Genomic DNA, 16,885 nt, shown 5'->3' with positions numbered 1-16,885 from the left:
CGGTTCACCGCCCGGCGGCCAGCTCGCGGTAGAAGAAGGTGGTGGCGCACGGCCCGCCTTCGGGCAACAGCGCAAAGCCGGGCACCGTGCCCACGCGCGTCCACCCGCTGCGCACATAGAGTCTTTCGGCTTCGGCGCTCGAGGTGTCGAGCACCAGCAGCGTCTTGCCGCGCTCGCGCGCCACGGCTTCGGCCGCCTGCATCAGCAGCGCGCCGATGCCACGGCGCCGCGCACGGCGGTGCACCAGCATCTTGGAAACGTCGGCGCGGTGCGGCTGGTTCTCGGGTTGCGCCAGCACCACCTGCACGGTGCCCACGATGCCCTCTTCGTCCTCGGCCACCAGCAATGCACGCTCGCCGCGTGCCACGCCGTCGGCCACCTGGCGCCAGAACGCGAGTGCGCGCTCATGCGCCAGCGGCAGCATGAAGCTCACGGAGGCGCCGCCTTCGACGCAGTCTTTGAGCACATCGGCCAGGCCTTGCATTTGCGCATCGCTCACGCGCTGCAGAAGGTGGATGCGGGGGATAGAGGTAGGGGTCGTCGTCATGTTCATCTCGCTGGGTAAGAAGGTGCCGCCGCCACCGTTGCGATGACGACGGCGTAGCGCGTGGTCTTGCGCGTGGGGTTGTAGTAGCTCATGGGGCGGTCGAGCACCATCGCCAGGCAGTCGCCCGTCGAAAGGCGGTGGCGGTCGTCGCCCACGGTGAGTTCGATGACGCCGTCGAGCACCCACACCTGCTGGTGGATGACGGGCTCGCGCGCCGCCGTTTCGTAGGCCACGCGCGCCTTGGGCGGAAACAGCACCTCGACGACCTGGATCGGCGACGGGAATCCGCCGGGCGAGACGTTCCTTCGCACATAGCCGGAGTGCGGATCGCGCCACTGCAACTGGTCGGCGAAGCGGGACACCGGGGAGGCAGGTTCGGGCGCGGGCGACGGCGCGTCGAACAGCGAGGCCAGCGACACGCCCAGGCCGGTGGCCAGCTTCTCCAGCAGCACGGCGGTGGGGCTGCTTTCGCCGCGCTCGATCAGCGAGATCATCGAGCGGCTCACGCCGCAGTGCGTGGCCAGCGCGTCGAGCGACAGGCCGCGCGCGGCACGCAGCTCGCGCACGCGCTGGGCGATGCGGTCGTTCAGGGAGGGTGGCGATTCTGTTTCCGTCATATTGGATGGAATATCCAATACAACGGAAACCGAGTCAAGCGGTCAGTGATGCGCCTTCACCGCGAAGCGCCGAGCAAGGCCGCGCGCGCCGCCTCCGACGGGAACACGCAGGCCACGTCGTGCGCGCAGCCCGGCACCAGCACGACCTCGCGCCGCTTGTCGGGCGCGAGCATCGTGCGGTCGTACTGCGCATAGGCCAGGCCGCGCTGCATGCGGTACGGGCCCTGCGCGGCGGCCGCGCACGACTTGTCGAGGATGCCGTAGTACGTGCCCTTGGCCTCGCTGCCGTCGAGCGCGCCTTCGAGGTAGCTGATGTCGGCGGCGGCATAGCGCTGGCGCGCCTGCGCGGCGCTGCGCCCCAGGTCGGCGGGCACACCGTCGGTGCCGTACTTCCAGCGGTTCACGCCGGGGCAGGTGCCGTCGGCCGGCGGTTGCGGACGCCAGGCATCGAAGTAGAGCCAGGTACCGGGGTCGGCGACCACATAGCGCACCGCGACCGAGGCCGCGCCGGCGCGCTCCTGATCCGCGAAGCCGATGTAGTGCTGCACCATCTGCGCCCCGGCCGAGAAGCCCGCGATGGTGACGGTGCGCAGGCTGGGCCAGCGCTGCGCGAGTTCGGCCACCAGTGCGTCCATGGCCGCGAAGGAGGTGATGCGCGCGCCGTTGTCCGCGCGGCCGCCTTCGAGCCACGAGGCGCAGGTCCACAGCAGGTCGCCGGCCCGCGCCGCCGGCACGCCCGGCGCGCTGCATCTGGCGGCCTTGTCCGCGGCGACCTGGAAGACCGGCGCAACCACCAGCGTGTCGGCGAGCGCGCCGGCATTGCGCACCGCCCGCAGCGCCGCATCGAAGGTCTTGGCGGCGTCGCGCGGATGGCCGTGCAGGGCGATGAGCGCCTTGGTGGGCCCGGCCGCATTGCCGGGCACGGGTGCGGGCGCCAGCGACGCGAAGTAGTTCAGCGTGCCTTCGGCGCCGGGCGGCTGGAAGGCGCGGTAGCAATCGGGCCCGGCCGACGCGGCGCAACCGGAAGGCTGCGCCGCCGCATGCAAAGCCCCGAGCGCGAGGCACGCGGCCACCAGCCATGACCATCTGTTCATGAAGACTCCATTGCCATGAGCGTTGGCATCGTGAAAACCGGATTCTCCCGCGCCGCCGGGCCTGGTTTTTATTCTGTGATGAGCCGATTCTTCGAACACATATTCAGCTGTAAGACGCAGATCATTCAACATCTCACCAGACAGAGCTTTGCCATGAGCACTTTCAGCGCCGACCCCCTGCCCTCTTCCTTCACGGCGTTCGCGGACGGCCTTGCCGAACCCTCGGCGCTGCGCGCCGCCATCACCGGCGCCTACCGGCGCGCCGAGCCCGAGGCGTTGCCGCCGCTGCTCGCGCAGGCCCGCCTGCCGGCCGACCTGGCTGCGCAGGCGCACGCCCTTGCGCACCGCATTGCCGAGCAGCTGCGCAACCGCAAGAACGCGAGCGGGCGCGCCGGCCTGGTGCAGGGCCTGCTGCAGGAATACGCGCTGTCGTCGCAGGAAGGCGTGGCGCTGATGTGCCTGGCCGAGGCGCTGCTGCGCATTCCCGATGCCGAGACGCGCAACGCGCTCATCCGCGACAAGATCGCGCACGGCCAGTGGCAGTCGCATGCGGGGCGCAGCCCCTCGGTGTTCGTCAATGCCGCCACCTGGGGCCTGCTGCTGACCGGCAAGCTGGTGGCGACGCACAGCGAAACGGGCCTGTCGAGCTTGCTGACGCGGCTCATCGGCAAGGGCGGCGAGCCGCTGATCCGCAAGGGCGTGGACATGGCGATGCGCATGATGGGCGAGCAGTTCGTCACCGGCGAGACCATCGCGCAGGCGCTGGGCAACGCACGCGAACTCGAGGCCCAGGGCTTTCGCTATTCGTACGACATGCTGGGCGAAGCGGCGCTTACCGCGCAAGACGCGAAGCGCTACCGCGTGGCCTACGAAGACGCCATCCACGCCATCGGCAAGGCCTCGGCCGGGCGCGGCGTGTACGAGGGCCCGGGCATCTCCATCAAGCTCTCGGCGCTGCACCCGCGCTACAGCCGCGCGCAGCATGCACGCGTGATGGCCGAGCTGTACCCGGTGCTGCGCGAGCTCACGCTGCTGGCGCGGCAGTACGACATCGGGCTGAACATCGACGCGGAGGAAGCCGACCGGCTCGAACTCTCGCTCGACCTGCTGGAGCGCCTGTGCTTCGAGCCGGCGCTGGCGGGCTGGAACGGCATCGGCTTCGTGATCCAGGCGTACCAGAAGCGCTGCCCCTTCGTGATCGACTTCGTGGTCGACCTGGCGCGGCGCAGCCGGCACCGGCTGATGGTGCGGCTGGTGAAGGGCGCCTACTGGGACAGCGAGATCAAGCGCGCGCAGCTCGACGGGCTGGACGGCTACCCGGTCTACACGCGCAAGGCCTACACCGACGTGTCGTACCTGGCCTGCGCACGCCGGCTGCTGGCCGCGCCCGAGGCCGTGTACCCGCAGTTCGCCACGCACAACGCGCACACGCTGGCCGCCATCTACACGGCGGCCGACCCGTCGCGCTACACGCCGGGCCAGTACGAATTTCAATGCCTGCACGGCATGGGCGAGCCGCTGTACGAGCAGGTGGTGGGGCCGCTGGGGCGGCCATGCCGCATCTATGCGCCCGTGGGCACGCACGAGACGCTGCTGGCCTACCTGGTGCGCCGGCTGCTGGAGAACGGCGCCAACACCTCGTTCGTGAACCGCATCGCGGACCCGACGATTCCGCTCGATGTGCTGGTGGAAGACCCTGTCTCGACGGTGGAGCGCATGGGCGCGCTGGAAGGCGCCATCGGCCTGCCGCACCCGGCCATTGCGCTGCCGGCGGCACTGTACGGCGCGCAGCGCGCGAACTCGCGCGGGCTCGACCTGGCGAACGACGACAGCTTGCGTGCGCTGGGTCAGGCATTGATCGACAGCGCCGATGCGCACTGGCGCGCCTCGCCCCTTCTGGCCGAACCTGGCGCCAGCCCAGACGACGCTTTGGGCGGAGCCGAGGTGCTGAACCCGGCGGACCATCGCGACGTGGTGGGCCGCGTGCAGCAAGCCACGCTGGCCGATGTGGAGTCCGCCATCGCACAGGCGCAGGGCATCGCCGCAACGTGGGCCGCAACGCCGCCCGCCGAACGCGCCGCGACGCTCGAGCGCGCGGCGGGCCTGCTCGAAGACCGCATGCCCCGCCTGCTGGGCCTGCTGGCGCGCGAGGCCGGAAAGACCTGTGCCAACGCCATCGCCGAGGTGCGCGAGGCGGTCGACTTCCTGCGCTTCTATGCGGCGCAGGCGCGCGACGATTTCTCCAACGACACGCACTGTGCGCTCGGGCCGATGGTGTGCATCAGCCCGTGGAACTTTCCGCTGGCGATCTTCACTGGCCAGGTGGCCGCCGCGCTCGCGGCCGGCAACCCGGTGCTGGCCAAGCCCGCGGAACAGACACCGCTGGTGGCGGCCGAGGCGGTGCGCGTGCTGTGGGAGGCCGGCGTGCCGCGCGCCGCGGTGCAACTGCTGCCCGGCCAGGGCGAGACCGTGGGTGCCGCGCTGGTGGCGGACGCGCGCGTGCAGGGCGTGATGTTCACCGGCTCGACCGAGGTGGCGCGCCTGCTGCAGAAGACGCTCTCGCAGCGCCTGGGTGCGCACGGCGCGCCCGTGCCGCTCATCGCGGAGACCGGCGGTCAGAACGCGATGGTCGTGGACTCGTCCGCGCTGGTGGAGCAGGTCGTCACCGACGTGATGGCCTCGGCCTTCGACAGCGCCGGCCAGCGCTGCTCGGCGCTGCGCGTGCTGTGCGTGCAGGAAGAAGCGGCCGACCGGCTGGTGGAAATGCTCAAGGGCGCGATGGCCGAAGCCTGCATCGGCAACCCCGCGCGGCTGGCGGTGGACGTGGGCCCGGTGATCGATGCCGAAGCACGCGATGGCATCGAGCGCCACATCGAGGCCATGCGCGCGAAGGGCCGCAAGGTCTTCCGCCAGGGCCGCGAATACGCGCACGACACGCGCAACGGCACCTACGTGATGCCGACGCTGATCGAGCTCGACAGCATCGGCGAGTTGCAGCGCGAGGTGTTCGGCCCGGTGCTGCACCTGGTGCGCTACCGCCGGCGCGACCTGGGCGCGCTGATCGGGCAGATCAACGGCACGGGCTACGGGCTCACGCTGGGCGTGCACACGCGCATCGACGAGACCATCGCGCAGATCGTCGAACACGCGAAGGCGGGCAACGTCTACGTGAACCGCAACATCGTCGGTGCGGTGGTGGGCGTGCAGCCCTTCGGCGGCGAAGGGCTGTCGGGCACCGGGCCGAAGGCCGGCGGGCCGCTGTACATGCTGCGCATGCTGTCGAAGCGGCCGGACGATGCGATGGCGCGCGCGGTGCCGGGCGAAGCGCCCGCGTCACGGGCTGCACTGTCGGCACTGTCGCGTTGGGCGCAGGCCACCGAGCGCACCACGCTGGCCGCGCAGTGCGCGCGCTTTGCCGCCGATTCGCGCGCGGGCAGTTCGCGCACGCTCGCCGGCCCCACCGGCGAGCGCAACGTCTACACGCTGGTACCGCGCGAAGCGGTGCTGTGCCTGGCCGACGACGAAGCAGACCGGTTGACGCAACTGGCCGCCGTGCTGTCGGTGGGCAGCAGCGCGATCTGGCCCGCCGATGCCGGCACGCAAGGCCTGCTGGCCTCGCTGCCAGCCGAGGTGCGGCAGTGCGTGGCCGTTGCGAACGACTGGACGTCGGACACGGTCGCGTTCGATGCCGCGCTGTACCACGGCGGCGCGCAAGACCTGTCGGGCGTGATGCAGCGCCTGGCCGCGCGGCCCGGGCCTGTCGTCGGCGTGCGCGCCTTCGCGCCGGGCGACACCGGCATTCCGCTCGAAAGCCTTGTGGTGGAGCGCGCGCTGAGCATCAACACGGCGGCGGCCGGCGGCAACGCGAGCCTGATGACCATCGGCTGAGCGGCGCCGGGCCGGGCTTTGCGCGTTACTTGTCGAACGCCGGGTCGATCGGCACGCGGTAGCCGTTGACGAGCCGGTTGGTCTCGTTGGCCATGCCGACCACGCTCATCAGCTCGGCGAACATGGCCGGCGTCATGCCGGCCTTTTCGGCGCCCGCGTGATGGCTGGCGATGCAGTAGCCGCAGTTGTTGGTGACGCTCACGGCGAGGTAGACCATTTCCTTCACGACCGGGTCGAGCGCACCGGGCGCCATCACTTCCTTCAGGCTGGCCCAGGTGCGCCTGAGCGTGGCCGGGTCGTTGGCCAGGTACTTCCAGAAGTTGTTGACGTCGGGCACGTTGCGCGAGGTCTTGATGTCGTCGAAGACGGCCTTGACTTCGTCGGAGGCGGCGGCGTATTCGATGGGTTGGGGCTTCACGGAGGGTCTCCTTGGGGTGAGCTGCGGCTGCTGGTAATCTGACCCAATAGAGTCGTAAAAGGGCAACAAGCGCCCATGCGGCATTGCGCAGAGCGACACGTCCGCGTTCCTGGGTCAGAGTCGTAAAGGGCGGTGGGACGAGTAAGTCTCTGTGACCGTGGTCGTAAACGAGTGCCTGACCGCTGTTGAACAATATGCGCAGCCACAGTTCTCTCGCAGCCGCATGCTTGACATCCCCAGTCTTCTCCCAGGCGAATTTGCTTACGGGTATCTCAACACCATCTTTCGATTCCACGGTATCCGCCCCCAGAAGTGCGATATTTCCGAAATGCAACGCAGATGGGGGACGGGCGACGGCGACCCAGCGAAGACGTTGGCATCGCTTGGGTTTCTAGCTCCTCCAGATCTTCTGAGACGACATACTCTCCAGTATTTTCTTAGTCGGGCAACAGAGACCAAGGACAGCCAGATCTCTGCTATCACAGATACCAAGTACGACTTCTCGTATTTGCTGCATCGTGCACGTAACGATACTTTCTTTTGTTCATCATGTATCGATGATGATATAGACCGGTTTGGACGAAGTTACTGGCATGTCGCACACCAACTGCCAGGAATCTACGAATGCCCCATGCATCCGGGCACAACTCTTAGCTCTTCCTGGCGTTCCGAAATCTTCTGGCTTCCGCCTGGGCATGCCCAAGATAGCACCTACAAAAACTCAGAATGGTCTACGTGGTTGGAAAACCGGACTGTCCGCCGCTACACGGCGATCGCGTTGTACATGTCGAACTGGGAAGGTGATCTCAATCGCTATGACTTAGTCGACTGCTTTCAGAGAAGAGCAAGAATCCTGAATCTGGATGGCAACAATTTGGCCACATATTTGACGCGAAGATTTCCCCACGACTGGCTTAGACAGGTCGCGTCTTTCACGCGCATGACAGCCACACGACCACCTCAATGCTTCTTATCCCTGACCCGCACAGATCGCTTAGCTCCCATTCCGCGGCGAATGTTCGCATGCCTCGCAGCTGCAGCGCTCTGGCCATCGGCCTCAGAAGCAATCGCTGCGATGACTGCTCTCGATGCCGCTCCCCGAGACGGAGAGCAGCTGAGAAACTGCACATCACGAGAATCCTGTGCAATTGCCGGCAAAAGCTCCCTTGTCGGAAGCTAAGTCTCGGACATTCACGTGCCACTTCGGGCCCTGCGCTTCCTCGCGCTTGTCGACGCCCCGATAGCCTGCATCGCCGAAGGCCGCGGCCTCCTCGCCATGAAGCAGCGCGCCGGCTTGCGTCACGTCGTTGACGTTGGCCGCCGTCGCGACCACCGTGTGCACCAGGCCCGACTGAGCATCCACGCCAATGTGCGCCTTCATGCCAAAGTGCCAGGCGTTGCCCTTCTTGGTCTGATGCATCTCGGGATCGCGCGCGTTGCCCTCGTTCTTGGTCGAACTGGGCGCTGCAATGATGGTCGCGTCCACGATGGTGCCCGCGCGCATCAGAAGGCCTTGCTCGGCCAGGTAAGCATTGATCTCGTCGAACAGTGCCCTGGTTAGATCGTTGTCCAGCAGCAGTCGTCTGAACTTGAGCAGCGTGGTGGCATCGGGCACCGACTCGCGCGACAGGTCGATGCCCACGAAGTCGCGCAGCGCCTGGCTGTCGTACAGCGCGTCCTCCAATGCTTCGTCGGCCAGGCCGTACCACTGCTGCAGGCAGTACATGCGCAACATCCTGGAAATGCCGATCGGCTGACGCCGACGCGCCCGCTCGTGGAGTACTGCGGCTCGATCACTGCGATCAGGCCAGACCACGGCACCACGCGTTCCATGTCGGCAAGAAACTTCTCGCGCCGTATCTGCTTCTTCTTCATCGCGTACTCGGCGCTGGCAAAGCTGCGTTGGTTCATCTTGGTGGTGCTGTGACTTGTGGTGTCTTCACGCACGCACGAGTCGTGCCTGCCGCGACATATTGATCAGCATTCCCTTAGCTCGCAGAAGGGTCGGTACCAGCAATGATCGATTGCAGCGGGCGCTTCATCGGGTCCATGTCATCGGCAACGTCCAGCGCAACTCGCACCCATTCGTCAAACTGAGCATTGCCTTCAGGTCCCAGTTCAGGGTGGGCGGCCATTGCATTGACCATCTCACGGATATCAAGCGCCATTCTTCGTTGGCTGCCCAGATCGATGATGTGTTGCCGCAGCTTACGTCGCTGGGTCGCGATCTCTTCCAGGCGCTTAGCTTCTCTGGCGCGCTCTGCGGCTTCACGTTCCCTTTCCATTTCGATACGACACTTGAGCCGCTGTTCGTACGCATACTGAGCAAAGTGCCGCATAGAAAGCTCGGCTCGCCTAAGCAAGCCTTCGATGATGACCGGCAGTTGGCTCTCCAGTTTCTCGCCCGGCTTGTCGATCCATTCAAGTGCGCCGAGCGCACACGACTCAGTTCCGAGCCTGAGCGTCGTTGCATCGACTTTCTTGGAGTTCTGCAACCTTCTTCGCTCGTGTTTCCCATCGGGTTCGACGATCAGAAGCTCCATCCTTCCGCTCCCGAACCGGAGATTCATCTTCAGGAAATGCAGGGTCCCGACCCCCTGAAACCATTCATCGTGAGTGAAGACTTCCTGTCCGGTCGACACAGATGTGAGTGCACGAGCGATGCTGTTGAAGATTCTGAGTTGGCGTTGGTGCTGCGGCGCGTCGTAGTAGGGCTTGTCGAAGGAAGAGGTCCACTCACGCTCCTGAACCTTTTGCCGGCGCCGAGCTTCGGCATCGAGCACGCGCTTGAGCGCGCCATGTGGGCTCGACAGATCTCGACATGCGACCACCTTGCCGATGATCTTCAATGCCGCAGCCACTTGCTCCTCAACCTGCTCTGCAAACGCCGGAGCAACGATCGGCTGATTCAGATCCTCATCCGCTGGCCAGCGGTAGTAGCTTTGCTCACCAAACGATAGTTCAACCGGGTGGCCTGGCAGGCGGACGGGAAGCTGAGGCCGTCGCCCCACCTTGCCGACAGCTTTCCTTGCCCAATAGCCTGGCGGCGGACCAGGAATGTGAGACCGAGTGCAGAGCTTGCCTATGGCCACGTCAGATATGCCCAGCTCTTTGGCGAGTGAAGAGCGCGGACGAGTCCAGACAAGGTCATAGAGCTCAGTGCGGGTCAATGTCTTCGTCATGGCTATGTTTCAATAACTAGGCGGCTCGATCTGCGACACGATGTTCCAACAGGAGGAAGGCCTTGGCAAATGCCGAGTCCACGCGTCTTGCAGTTCTGATCGACGCGGACATCCTTGCCGGCAGGGCTTCAAGAGGCGTGGTTTCCGGCCCGAATGGCCATGGCCTGTTGGTACAGGCGAAGCGCGTGAACTGGGTGCTCGACGCTGACATCAGGGCATTCTTCGACACAGTCGATCACGCCTGGATGATGCGATTCCTCGAGCACCGGGTCGGCGACACGAGAGTCTTGCGATTGATCCGCAAGTGGTTGACGGCCGGCGTTGTCGAAAACGGGCACAAGACCGAGGTGCGGGTGGGTACCCCGCAAGGGGCAGTGATCTCGCCGCTATTGGCGAACATCTACCTGCACTATGTCTTCGACCTGTGGGCACATCGCTGGCGAGGCCGCCATGCAAGAGGGGACGTGATGATCGTTCGGTACGCCGACGACAGCGTACTCGGGTTTGAGAGCAAGAGCGACGTTGACCGATTCCTTGAAGATATGAAGGTGCGGTTCGCCCAGTTCGAGCTGACGCTGAATGAGGACAAGACGCGCGTGCTGCAGTTCGGTCGCTTCGCGGCCCAGGCGCGCGCCAAGCAAGGGCTTGCAAAGCCGCCGACGTTCGACTTCTTGGGGTTCACCCACATCTGTGGGAAGTCCCGGTCGAACGGCTGGTTCCAACTGAAGCGACTGACCTCGGCGAAGCGAATGCGTGCCCGCCTCAAGGCGATTCGAGAGGCGCTGATGCGCCGCATGCACGAGCCGATCCCCGTGGTTGGTCGCTGGCTGCGGCACGTGGTCCAGGGCTACTTCAACTACCAAGCCGTACCGGGCAATGTTGACCGCTTGGACGCGTTTCGCAAGGACGTGTCTTGGGCGTGGCTACATGCGCTACGACGGCGAGGGCAGCGTGGACGAATGCCTTGGGGCCGGTTCGGGCGTCTGGTCGAACGCTACCTCCCGCGGGCTGGGGTGCTCCACCCGTATCCGCATCAACGCTTTGCGTCATGACTCAAGGCAGGAGCCGTATGCGGTAGTGCCGCACGTACGGATCTGTGCGGTGCGGGGGGCGGGGAGTAGTCCCCGTCCCTACCGCGACCTACAAGTCGTCTACCAGTGCGCGACATCGGAAAAAACTGGCCGCCCTCATGGTCGGCTACAAGATATCGAACAAGGAGTTGGACTGGCACGAGGAGCGCATCAACCAGTTGATGGACCGCGAGGCGATGGACATCTACGAAGACGACGCGAAGCAGAAGGCAGAGGACTTTGTTTCACGCGCGTACGGCAAAGGCCATCCCGAGTTCGCAGACATGGTCGAGAAGCAGGCCAAGATCGAGATGGAAACCGAGTGGTCGATCAGGCAGAGCATCGATGCGACCACGAAGCTCCAGACGCTGCGGATAGAACGCGAGGATAACAATCACCGGCAGTTGATCGACAGCATCGAAACGTTGCGCAGACAGTCGAGGAATCTATTGCGTTTGCGGTGACCCACTATTTCTTAAAGAGATCCCTGATCACCAATGGGATCATGGTGAGAAACCCTACGAACGCGCACGCGAAGGCCGCAAAAAATAGCAGGAGCCCGGCCTTACGGAGCCATTCGATACCGAATTCCTGCCCAAGAAAGTTCAATCCAAAAAATAAGATTGCGATGACTATCGATGTGACGATGAATTTAGTCACTTTGTGCTGCGTGAACATCGCACGTTTATTCGCATCCACAAGCATCTCCCCACGGACTAGTGGCAAGGGTTGAAGACCAAAACTGACCAGCACCAACCATGACACCAAAACCGGCTCCGATCTTCGGAAAGATCGTGCCGGAATGCCCCGCTACTGGGTTCATGTAATCAGCAGGCTTGAGTGCATTCCCAGGGGCTGTGGCACTACCTCCTCCAGACACTCCCCAGCCAATATTCCCTTCTGTCGCGATGCCGCTAGATGAGCTATTGGTGATGGGGCCATCAGATTTTGAGTGCCCCGCACTCAGTCCCACTCCAACAAAAGCTCCCGGCCCTACATACAGGTTAGCCTGGAACTGCAAGAAGGCCTGATAGCATTTCCAGTTGAGCTTGTTTTTGGGAATGGATATGCCGACGGATGTTCCACCGCCGCCACCGCCCAAGACCATGCCTGTCCCAGAGATACCCACCGATAGTTGATCTGCCAGACCATAGGGATCCACGTTGGCAAGTGGATTGGCGGAAACATAGCCAAAGCGATTCCACCCACCATCGAGCCCTATCGGATCCGGCTGGCTATATCGCCCCGTCCTCGCGTCATAGCTCCTGAAGTAGTTGTATGAGAGGCCCGACTCCTCATCCGCATACTGCCCCGGATACCTCAAGTTAAACGTCACCTCCGAGATGCTCGTCGTGCCCAGGTTCGGTGTCGTATCGGTGTTGGCGAACCGGTTCCTCGCCGTCGTCGGCTTGTCCTCCCCGAACGCGCTGTAGCCCCACTGCCAGACCGCCTGCCCGCGCGCATTGGTAAGCCTCCTGGGCGTATTCAGGTGATCGCTGTGGATGGCATAGGTAGCGCCATTGACGATCGCCGCAATCGGCATCGGCCCATTACTCGTCGGCAGGTAGATGTACTGGCTCTGCCCCGCACTGTTCGTGCCCCCACTGCCCACCTCCGCGATCAGCGTGCCCTGCTCGTCGTAGACATACGCATAGCCCAACTGCTCGGCCTGGTTGTTGGCTGGGCTCCAGAGCTTCGTGAAGAACGCGATCAGGCTTTGCATGAAGCCCGGGTTGCTTTCATCCCCCTGAACTGGCGGATACAGCGGCTCGGTCTTGAACACCCTTTGCCCCAGCGCGTTGTGCGCATAGCGCGTGGTCGGGCTGACATCTGTTGCGCCAGTCGTCGCTGCGGCAAGCCGGCCTTCGGCGTCGTAGGTGTAGCTGCGTAGGCCATCCGTCAGCAAGTCGCCGTTGGCGTTGTAGCCGTAAGTGACGCTGGTGTTGCTCGCGCCGTTAATAGTCTGGGTGAAGCCCGTGAGCTGGTTGCTGGTTGCGCTTACCGTGTATGTGCGGTTGGTGGTCTGGCCATTTGACGCCCGGGTGCTGGCGGAACGATTGCCGTTGGCGTCGTAGCCAAACTCTGCTGAATCGGCTGCTGCGTTGCCGGTGGCTTTGAAGCTGGCGATGCGGCCCACGCGGTCGTAGTCCACGCTCCAGGTGACGTTGCCATTGACGATGGTGCTGTGGGTCGGATCGGTGTCGGCGGGCTGGTAGCGGTTTTGCATCAGGCTTGTAATGCGCCCGGATGCGTCGTAGGAGTAGCTACTGAACTCAGTGGAGGTCAGGCGGCCTGCGGTGTCGTAATCACGGTTGGCTGCGATGGCCGGGCTCGAGAATGCCCAACTCCATGCCTTGGGCTGACCCAGCGGATTCCAAGCGATGCCTGTGACGAGCGGGTTGCCGTTCAAGCTCAGGCCGGTAACGCGGCCTGAACTGTCGTAGGAGTACGTCAGTATGCCACCTGCGTTGGGATAACCGATGCTCGCCAGCAGGCCGTTGGGGTTGTAGGCATAACTGACCTGCTGAACGCCTCCGTTGGCAAGCGTCTGCTTCTTGAGTGTCACCCGGCCGAAGGCGTCACGGGTGTATTCGGTGGTGCCACTGCGGTCAACGATCTCCGACAAATAACCCTTGCTGTTGGCCGTGAGGTCGTAGCGCAGGGTGGTCGTCTTGCCATCGGCAAAGACGAGACCGGTCGGACGGCCCAGGATATCGCGAGTTATCGTTGTCGCATGGCCGAGGGCGTCAGTGATCTGGCTGGGTAGGCCAAGGTTGTCGTACTGGGTGCTGGCGGCGCCCATGTCCGCGCTGGCTTCTACAGTGGCGTTGCCCTGTGCATCGCGGGTGTAGGCGGTAGTCACGCCCTTGAAATCGCTAGCCGTGGTAACAGCGTCGAGGGCGTTGTACTGTAGCTTGGTGAATGCCCAGGTTGAATCCGAAATAGTCTCAACGCGGCGCAAGGCGTCACGACCGTACCTAAAGACGGTGTCATTCAGGCCATTGGTCAATGTTGAGAGGTCGCCGTTGGAGTCGTAGCCAAAGCTTCTGGTTTGATTAGGGCCTTCAGACTGGGCCGAGACGCGGTTAATGTTATTAATGATTCTGCCTGCACTCCAAGCGAGGTTGCCAGCGCTGTCTTTGACCTGCTCGGCGGTGCGGTTGCCTAGGCCGTCGAGGGTGTAGGTGCCGGATTCGCCCCCGTTGTTGCTCCAGCCTGTGAGACGGTGAGCCGCGTCGTACGTATAAGTCACGACGAGGCCCGACGGGAGGGTAATGGTCTCTACGGTTCCGTAGGGCTTATAGGTGAGGACCGTAGTCTGGCCGCCGACGGTCTGAGTCAATAGGCGATCGCGCTGGTCGTAGGTATAAGTAGTGACCAAGCCGTTGGGGGCGGTCGAACTCACAACCCGGTTGGCGGTATCGTAGGCATAGCTGCTGACGTGACCGAGCGCATTGGTCGACGTGAGGACGTTGCCCTGGGTGTCGTAGGTGTAGCTGGTCACGGCGCCGCTAGGCTCAGTAGCCGTGGCGACGAGCTGCTGGGCGTTGTAGGTCCATTGCCAGATTTGGGTCTTGCTGGTGGTGGTATCCGTGACGGTTTTGGAAAGCACATTACCTACTGAGTTGTAAGAGTAGGCGGTCGTGCGGCCATCCTCGGTGACCAACAAAGGCAGTGAGTAGGTCGAATGCCACTGCACATTCACCGTTTGCGCTTCGGTCCTGCGAATACCGCGAACGACGGTGGTAGGCAATCTGCGAGCAACATCCCAAGTCGTGACCGTCTCGACGTTGTTGAAGTCTGTCTCAGAAGTTATGAGTCCACTGGCATCTTGTACGCGCCTATAGGCGTCTGACTCGCCGAGACCCGAAGGCAAGGAACTGGCGATCACGGCGACGGGACTTTGGCCGAGGCTGTAACTGTAAGAACGGGAGGTTCCTAGAGGATCGATGACACTGGCATAGCCGTCTGACGGATAGCTGACTTGGTAGCGGTCAGCAGAACCCGCGAGTTCCGAACGGATCGCCCGGCCCTGGCTGTCGTAATCGAAGGTCGCAAAGCGCGCTCCCGTCTCGTCGAAAATCCCGGTTAACGCGTAAGGGAACGAAGCGTTCTCGTAGACCAAGGTGCGGGCCTTGGCGTCGGGGTACGTGACGACAGACAACCGGCCAAGCGTGTCATAGCTATAGCTGACGGTACGCGAGTCTGGAATGGCGAGCGCGATCAATTTACCTACGCCGTCGTAATGGAGCGTAAGCGTGCGTCCAAAGCCATTGCTGATGGTGACGAGTTGGCCAGAGCTGTTGTAGAGGAAGGTTGTCGTCTGGCCGTTGCGCTGCGCGCTGGAGTTCAACTTGCCGTCTGCGGAAAAAGATAGGGTGGAATCGTCGTCGACTCGGCGATAGGTCCAAGTCCCGTCACTGTTCTGGACGAGTGAGTCGGCGTTATTAACTCCACTCCAAATTGATGCACCGGACGCTTTTAGAAATTGCCGCACTGATCCATCTGCCTTTACAACTGAAACGATATCCGCGTTTGCTGTCGATGGCACCACCAACCCTTCGGTATAGCTGTGGGTCCAAGCCTTTCCCAGCACGCCCTCCGGCCGAAGTGCATCTGAGCCCCATGCGCTACGGTAGATTCGCGAAAAGCTCAAAGGCGACGGGCCGTTGTCTAAATAATCAACCTCCAGTCGGTACTTCTCCGCAGAGCCCGGGAGAATCGGGTTGCTTGTGCGACCACCGGCCATGCACATATTGATCTCGGCCGGGACACACGCGGTTTGCTTAGCATTCGCTTGGTACGAAACCTTGCAACCGCAAGTATCTGTCCAAGGATCTCGGATGCTGTTTGCGGGGCATCGCCTCTCTGACCTCCACCATCCTAACTTCGTAGTGCCCGTAAGTGTACCGTTAAGATATTCCTCAGCAATACACGGACCGCCACCTTCGGAGGGGTAGGGTGGCAGGTTGTCCGCTCCTGGCGCATCTAAATATTGCCACTTTTCCTCAATAGAATTAGCATTAAAAGCAGCCGCTACGGTTTCGCAAGCCAAGCGCGCGGTCGGAAATAGCCCCATCTCGCGACCGTCAAAGTCGAGATACGCCCTAAATGATGCTTCTTTTTCAACCAAAGCATGCGCGCTAGCATGAGCACCCAAAACCCCGATGCACAAGAATATCTGTAGGATATTTTTCTGAAATATCGCGCTGCAAATAAAGACCCGAGAGAACAACTTTTCCAAAGCCTCAATTCGTCTTGCAAATTTCTTGACCAAGATTTTCAAAATTACCCTCCGTTTTATCACTTTTCTTGTGGCAGATGTCATGATCAGCCGCAAACTTGCAACGGAAATTCTTACGTCGCCACCGTCCGAACCAAGAAATCCCAAAGCAAGTAGCCAACCTCCGCAAGCAAATTTGCATCGGTAAATACATATTGTTTCAGAATATCTGATCGCCCGAGGACGCACAACACCAATGCGAATCGGCTTGCACTTCGACGATCAGAATGGATATAAAAGTTCGCGGGCGCTGTTGTCGTGAAACGACTATCTAAACAGTCGTACTTTTCTGTGTTGCGACTAATTAATGCTTTAGCTTGCGGCCGCGATTGGTCTCGCTGGCCGGGCCGGTGCTTAACCAAGCATTCGAGATCGGCACATTCACCGTAGGCAGCTAGGCGCGCACGATGAACGCGCGGTTGTGACTCAGCTCGAAGTGAACCACCTGCAGCTTGGTGCGTTCACCGGCGATGACGGCCCAGTCACCCGCTTCAGTCGAACTGGAACGCTTCGCCGGGGCCGAAGGCCAGGGGCACGAGGTGCCGCGTCCGGTGGTCTGTTGGACCTCGCGGTGGTGTGCATGCCACTGACGCACAAAGGCGGCCACCCGGTTGTACGACCCCTGGTAGTCCAGGGCCGCCAGATCTGCGTGCATCTACCTGAGCGTGCGACGCTGCTTGCGAGACTTGGAGGTCTCGCTCTTGAGCCAGCCGCCGAGCTTCTCGGCGAACGCGTCGAGCTTGGTCGGGCTGATGCGCTTCGCGTAGGCGTGGTGCGGGCGTGCA

The 16,885-nt window shown here is 62.8% G+C and carries 10 protein-coding genes and 2 pseudogenes; 4 read left to right on the top strand and 8 right to left on the bottom strand.

Annotated elements, in window-relative coordinates; translation table 11 throughout:
* Positions 1–4: 4 nt before the first annotated feature.
* From ACSFBM_RS00610 to ACSFBM_RS00600, 3 genes are read right to left on the bottom strand one after another with little or no spacing between them, the layout of a single operon-like run.
* Entirely contained in the window at positions 5–553 is a 549-nt protein-coding gene (locus tag ACSFBM_RS00610) for a GNAT family N-acetyltransferase (RefSeq protein WP_435482665.1), read from the bottom strand.
* Complete coding sequence (locus tag ACSFBM_RS00605; protein ID WP_435482664.1) at positions 550–1,164, bottom strand: helix-turn-helix domain-containing protein; 615 nt, start codon at positions 1,162–1,164, stop codon at positions 550–552. The genes ACSFBM_RS00610 and ACSFBM_RS00605 overlap by 4 nt, the downstream gene beginning before the upstream one ends.
* 56 nt (positions 1,165–1,220) lie before the next feature.
* The gene (locus tag ACSFBM_RS00600; protein WP_435482663.1) at positions 1,221–2,258 is read right to left on the bottom strand and encodes a hypothetical protein; all 1,038 of its coding nucleotides are present in this window, start codon (positions 2,256–2,258) and stop codon (positions 1,221–1,223) included.
* Positions 2,259–2,411: 153 nt separating this feature from the next.
* Between ACSFBM_RS00600 and putA the strand changes: the two genes are divergently transcribed.
* A complete protein-coding gene (gene putA, locus ACSFBM_RS00595; RefSeq protein WP_435482662.1) occupies positions 2,412–6,146 on the top strand; it encodes a trifunctional transcriptional regulator/proline dehydrogenase/L-glutamate gamma-semialdehyde dehydrogenase in 3,735 nt (1,244 codons plus the stop codon).
* Positions 6,147–6,171: 25 nt separating this feature from the next.
* Here the strand turns inward: putA and ACSFBM_RS00590 are convergent, their stop codons facing one another.
* Complete coding sequence (locus ACSFBM_RS00590; protein WP_435482661.1) at positions 6,172–6,564, bottom strand: carboxymuconolactone decarboxylase family protein; 393 nt, start codon at positions 6,562–6,564, stop codon at positions 6,172–6,174.
* A gap of 223 nt (positions 6,565–6,787) precedes the next feature.
* Between ACSFBM_RS00590 and ACSFBM_RS00585 the strand changes: the two genes are divergently transcribed.
* The gene (locus tag ACSFBM_RS00585; protein WP_435483703.1) at positions 6,788–7,744 is read left to right on the top strand and encodes a TniQ family protein; all 957 of its coding nucleotides are present in this window, start codon (positions 6,788–6,790) and stop codon (positions 7,742–7,744) included.
* A 3-nt stretch (positions 7,745–7,747) separates the two neighbouring features.
* Here the strand turns inward: ACSFBM_RS00585 and ACSFBM_RS00580 are convergent.
* Positions 7,748–8,439, bottom strand: a pseudogene (locus ACSFBM_RS00580) (IS5 family transposase); the annotation flags it as partial.
* Between the two features lie 113 nt (positions 8,440–8,552).
* Complete coding sequence (locus tag ACSFBM_RS00575; RefSeq protein WP_435482660.1) at positions 8,553–9,746, bottom strand: hypothetical protein; 1,194 nt, start codon at positions 9,744–9,746, stop codon at positions 8,553–8,555.
* 62 nt (positions 9,747–9,808) lie between these two features.
* Between ACSFBM_RS00575 and ACSFBM_RS00570 the strand changes: the two genes are divergently transcribed.
* A complete protein-coding gene (locus ACSFBM_RS00570) occupies positions 9,809–10,798 on the top strand; it encodes a reverse transcriptase domain-containing protein (RefSeq protein WP_435482659.1) in 990 nt (329 codons plus the stop codon).
* 137 nt (positions 10,799–10,935) lie between these two features.
* Entirely contained in the window at positions 10,936–11,280 is a 345-nt protein-coding gene (locus ACSFBM_RS00565) for a hypothetical protein (protein WP_435482658.1), read from the top strand.
* Between the two features lie 221 nt (positions 11,281–11,501).
* Here the strand turns inward: ACSFBM_RS00565 and ACSFBM_RS00560 are convergent, their stop codons facing one another.
* Positions 11,502–16,145 (bottom strand): RHS repeat-associated core domain-containing protein, encoded by a 4,644-nt coding sequence (locus ACSFBM_RS00560; protein ID WP_435482657.1) that lies wholly within the window; start codon positions 16,143–16,145, stop codon positions 11,502–11,504.
* A gap of 352 nt (positions 16,146–16,497) precedes the next feature.
* Positions 16,498–16,869: pseudogene (locus tag ACSFBM_RS00555) on the bottom strand (IS21 family transposase); the annotation flags it as partial.
* Positions 16,870–16,885: the final 16 nt, after the last annotated feature.

The sequence above is a fragment of the Variovorax pasteuri genome, from assembly GCF_051216435.1.
Classification (GTDB): Bacteria; Pseudomonadota; Gammaproteobacteria; order Burkholderiales; family Burkholderiaceae_C; genus Variovorax.
This window is presented reverse-complemented; position numbering and strand designations above follow the sequence as displayed.

Excerpts from the sequence above, each read along its gene's own strand:
- ACSFBM_RS00610 (WP_435482665.1), bottom strand. The coding sequence starts at position 553 with ATGAACATGACGACGACCCCTACCTCTATCCCCCGCATCCACCTTCTG.
- ACSFBM_RS00605 (WP_435482664.1), bottom strand. The coding sequence starts at position 1,164 with ATGACGGAAACAGAATCGCCACCCTCCCTGAACGACCGCATCGCCCAG.
- ACSFBM_RS00600 (WP_435482663.1), bottom strand. The coding sequence starts at position 2,258 with ATGAACAGATGGTCATGGCTGGTGGCCGCGTGCCTCGCGCTCGGGGCT.
- putA (WP_435482662.1), top strand. The coding sequence starts at position 2,412 with ATGAGCACTTTCAGCGCCGACCCCCTGCCCTCTTCCTTCACGGCGTTC.
- ACSFBM_RS00585 (WP_435483703.1), top strand. The coding sequence starts at position 6,788 with ATGCTTGACATCCCCAGTCTTCTCCCAGGCGAATTTGCTTACGGGTAT.
- ACSFBM_RS00575 (WP_435482660.1), bottom strand. The coding sequence starts at position 9,746 with ATGACGAAGACATTGACCCGCACTGAGCTCTATGACCTTGTCTGGACT.
- ACSFBM_RS00565 (WP_435482658.1), top strand. The coding sequence starts at position 10,936 with ATGGTCGGCTACAAGATATCGAACAAGGAGTTGGACTGGCACGAGGAG.
- ACSFBM_RS00560 (WP_435482657.1), bottom strand. The coding sequence starts at position 16,145 with ATGACATCTGCCACAAGAAAAGTGATAAAACGGAGGGTAATTTTGAAA.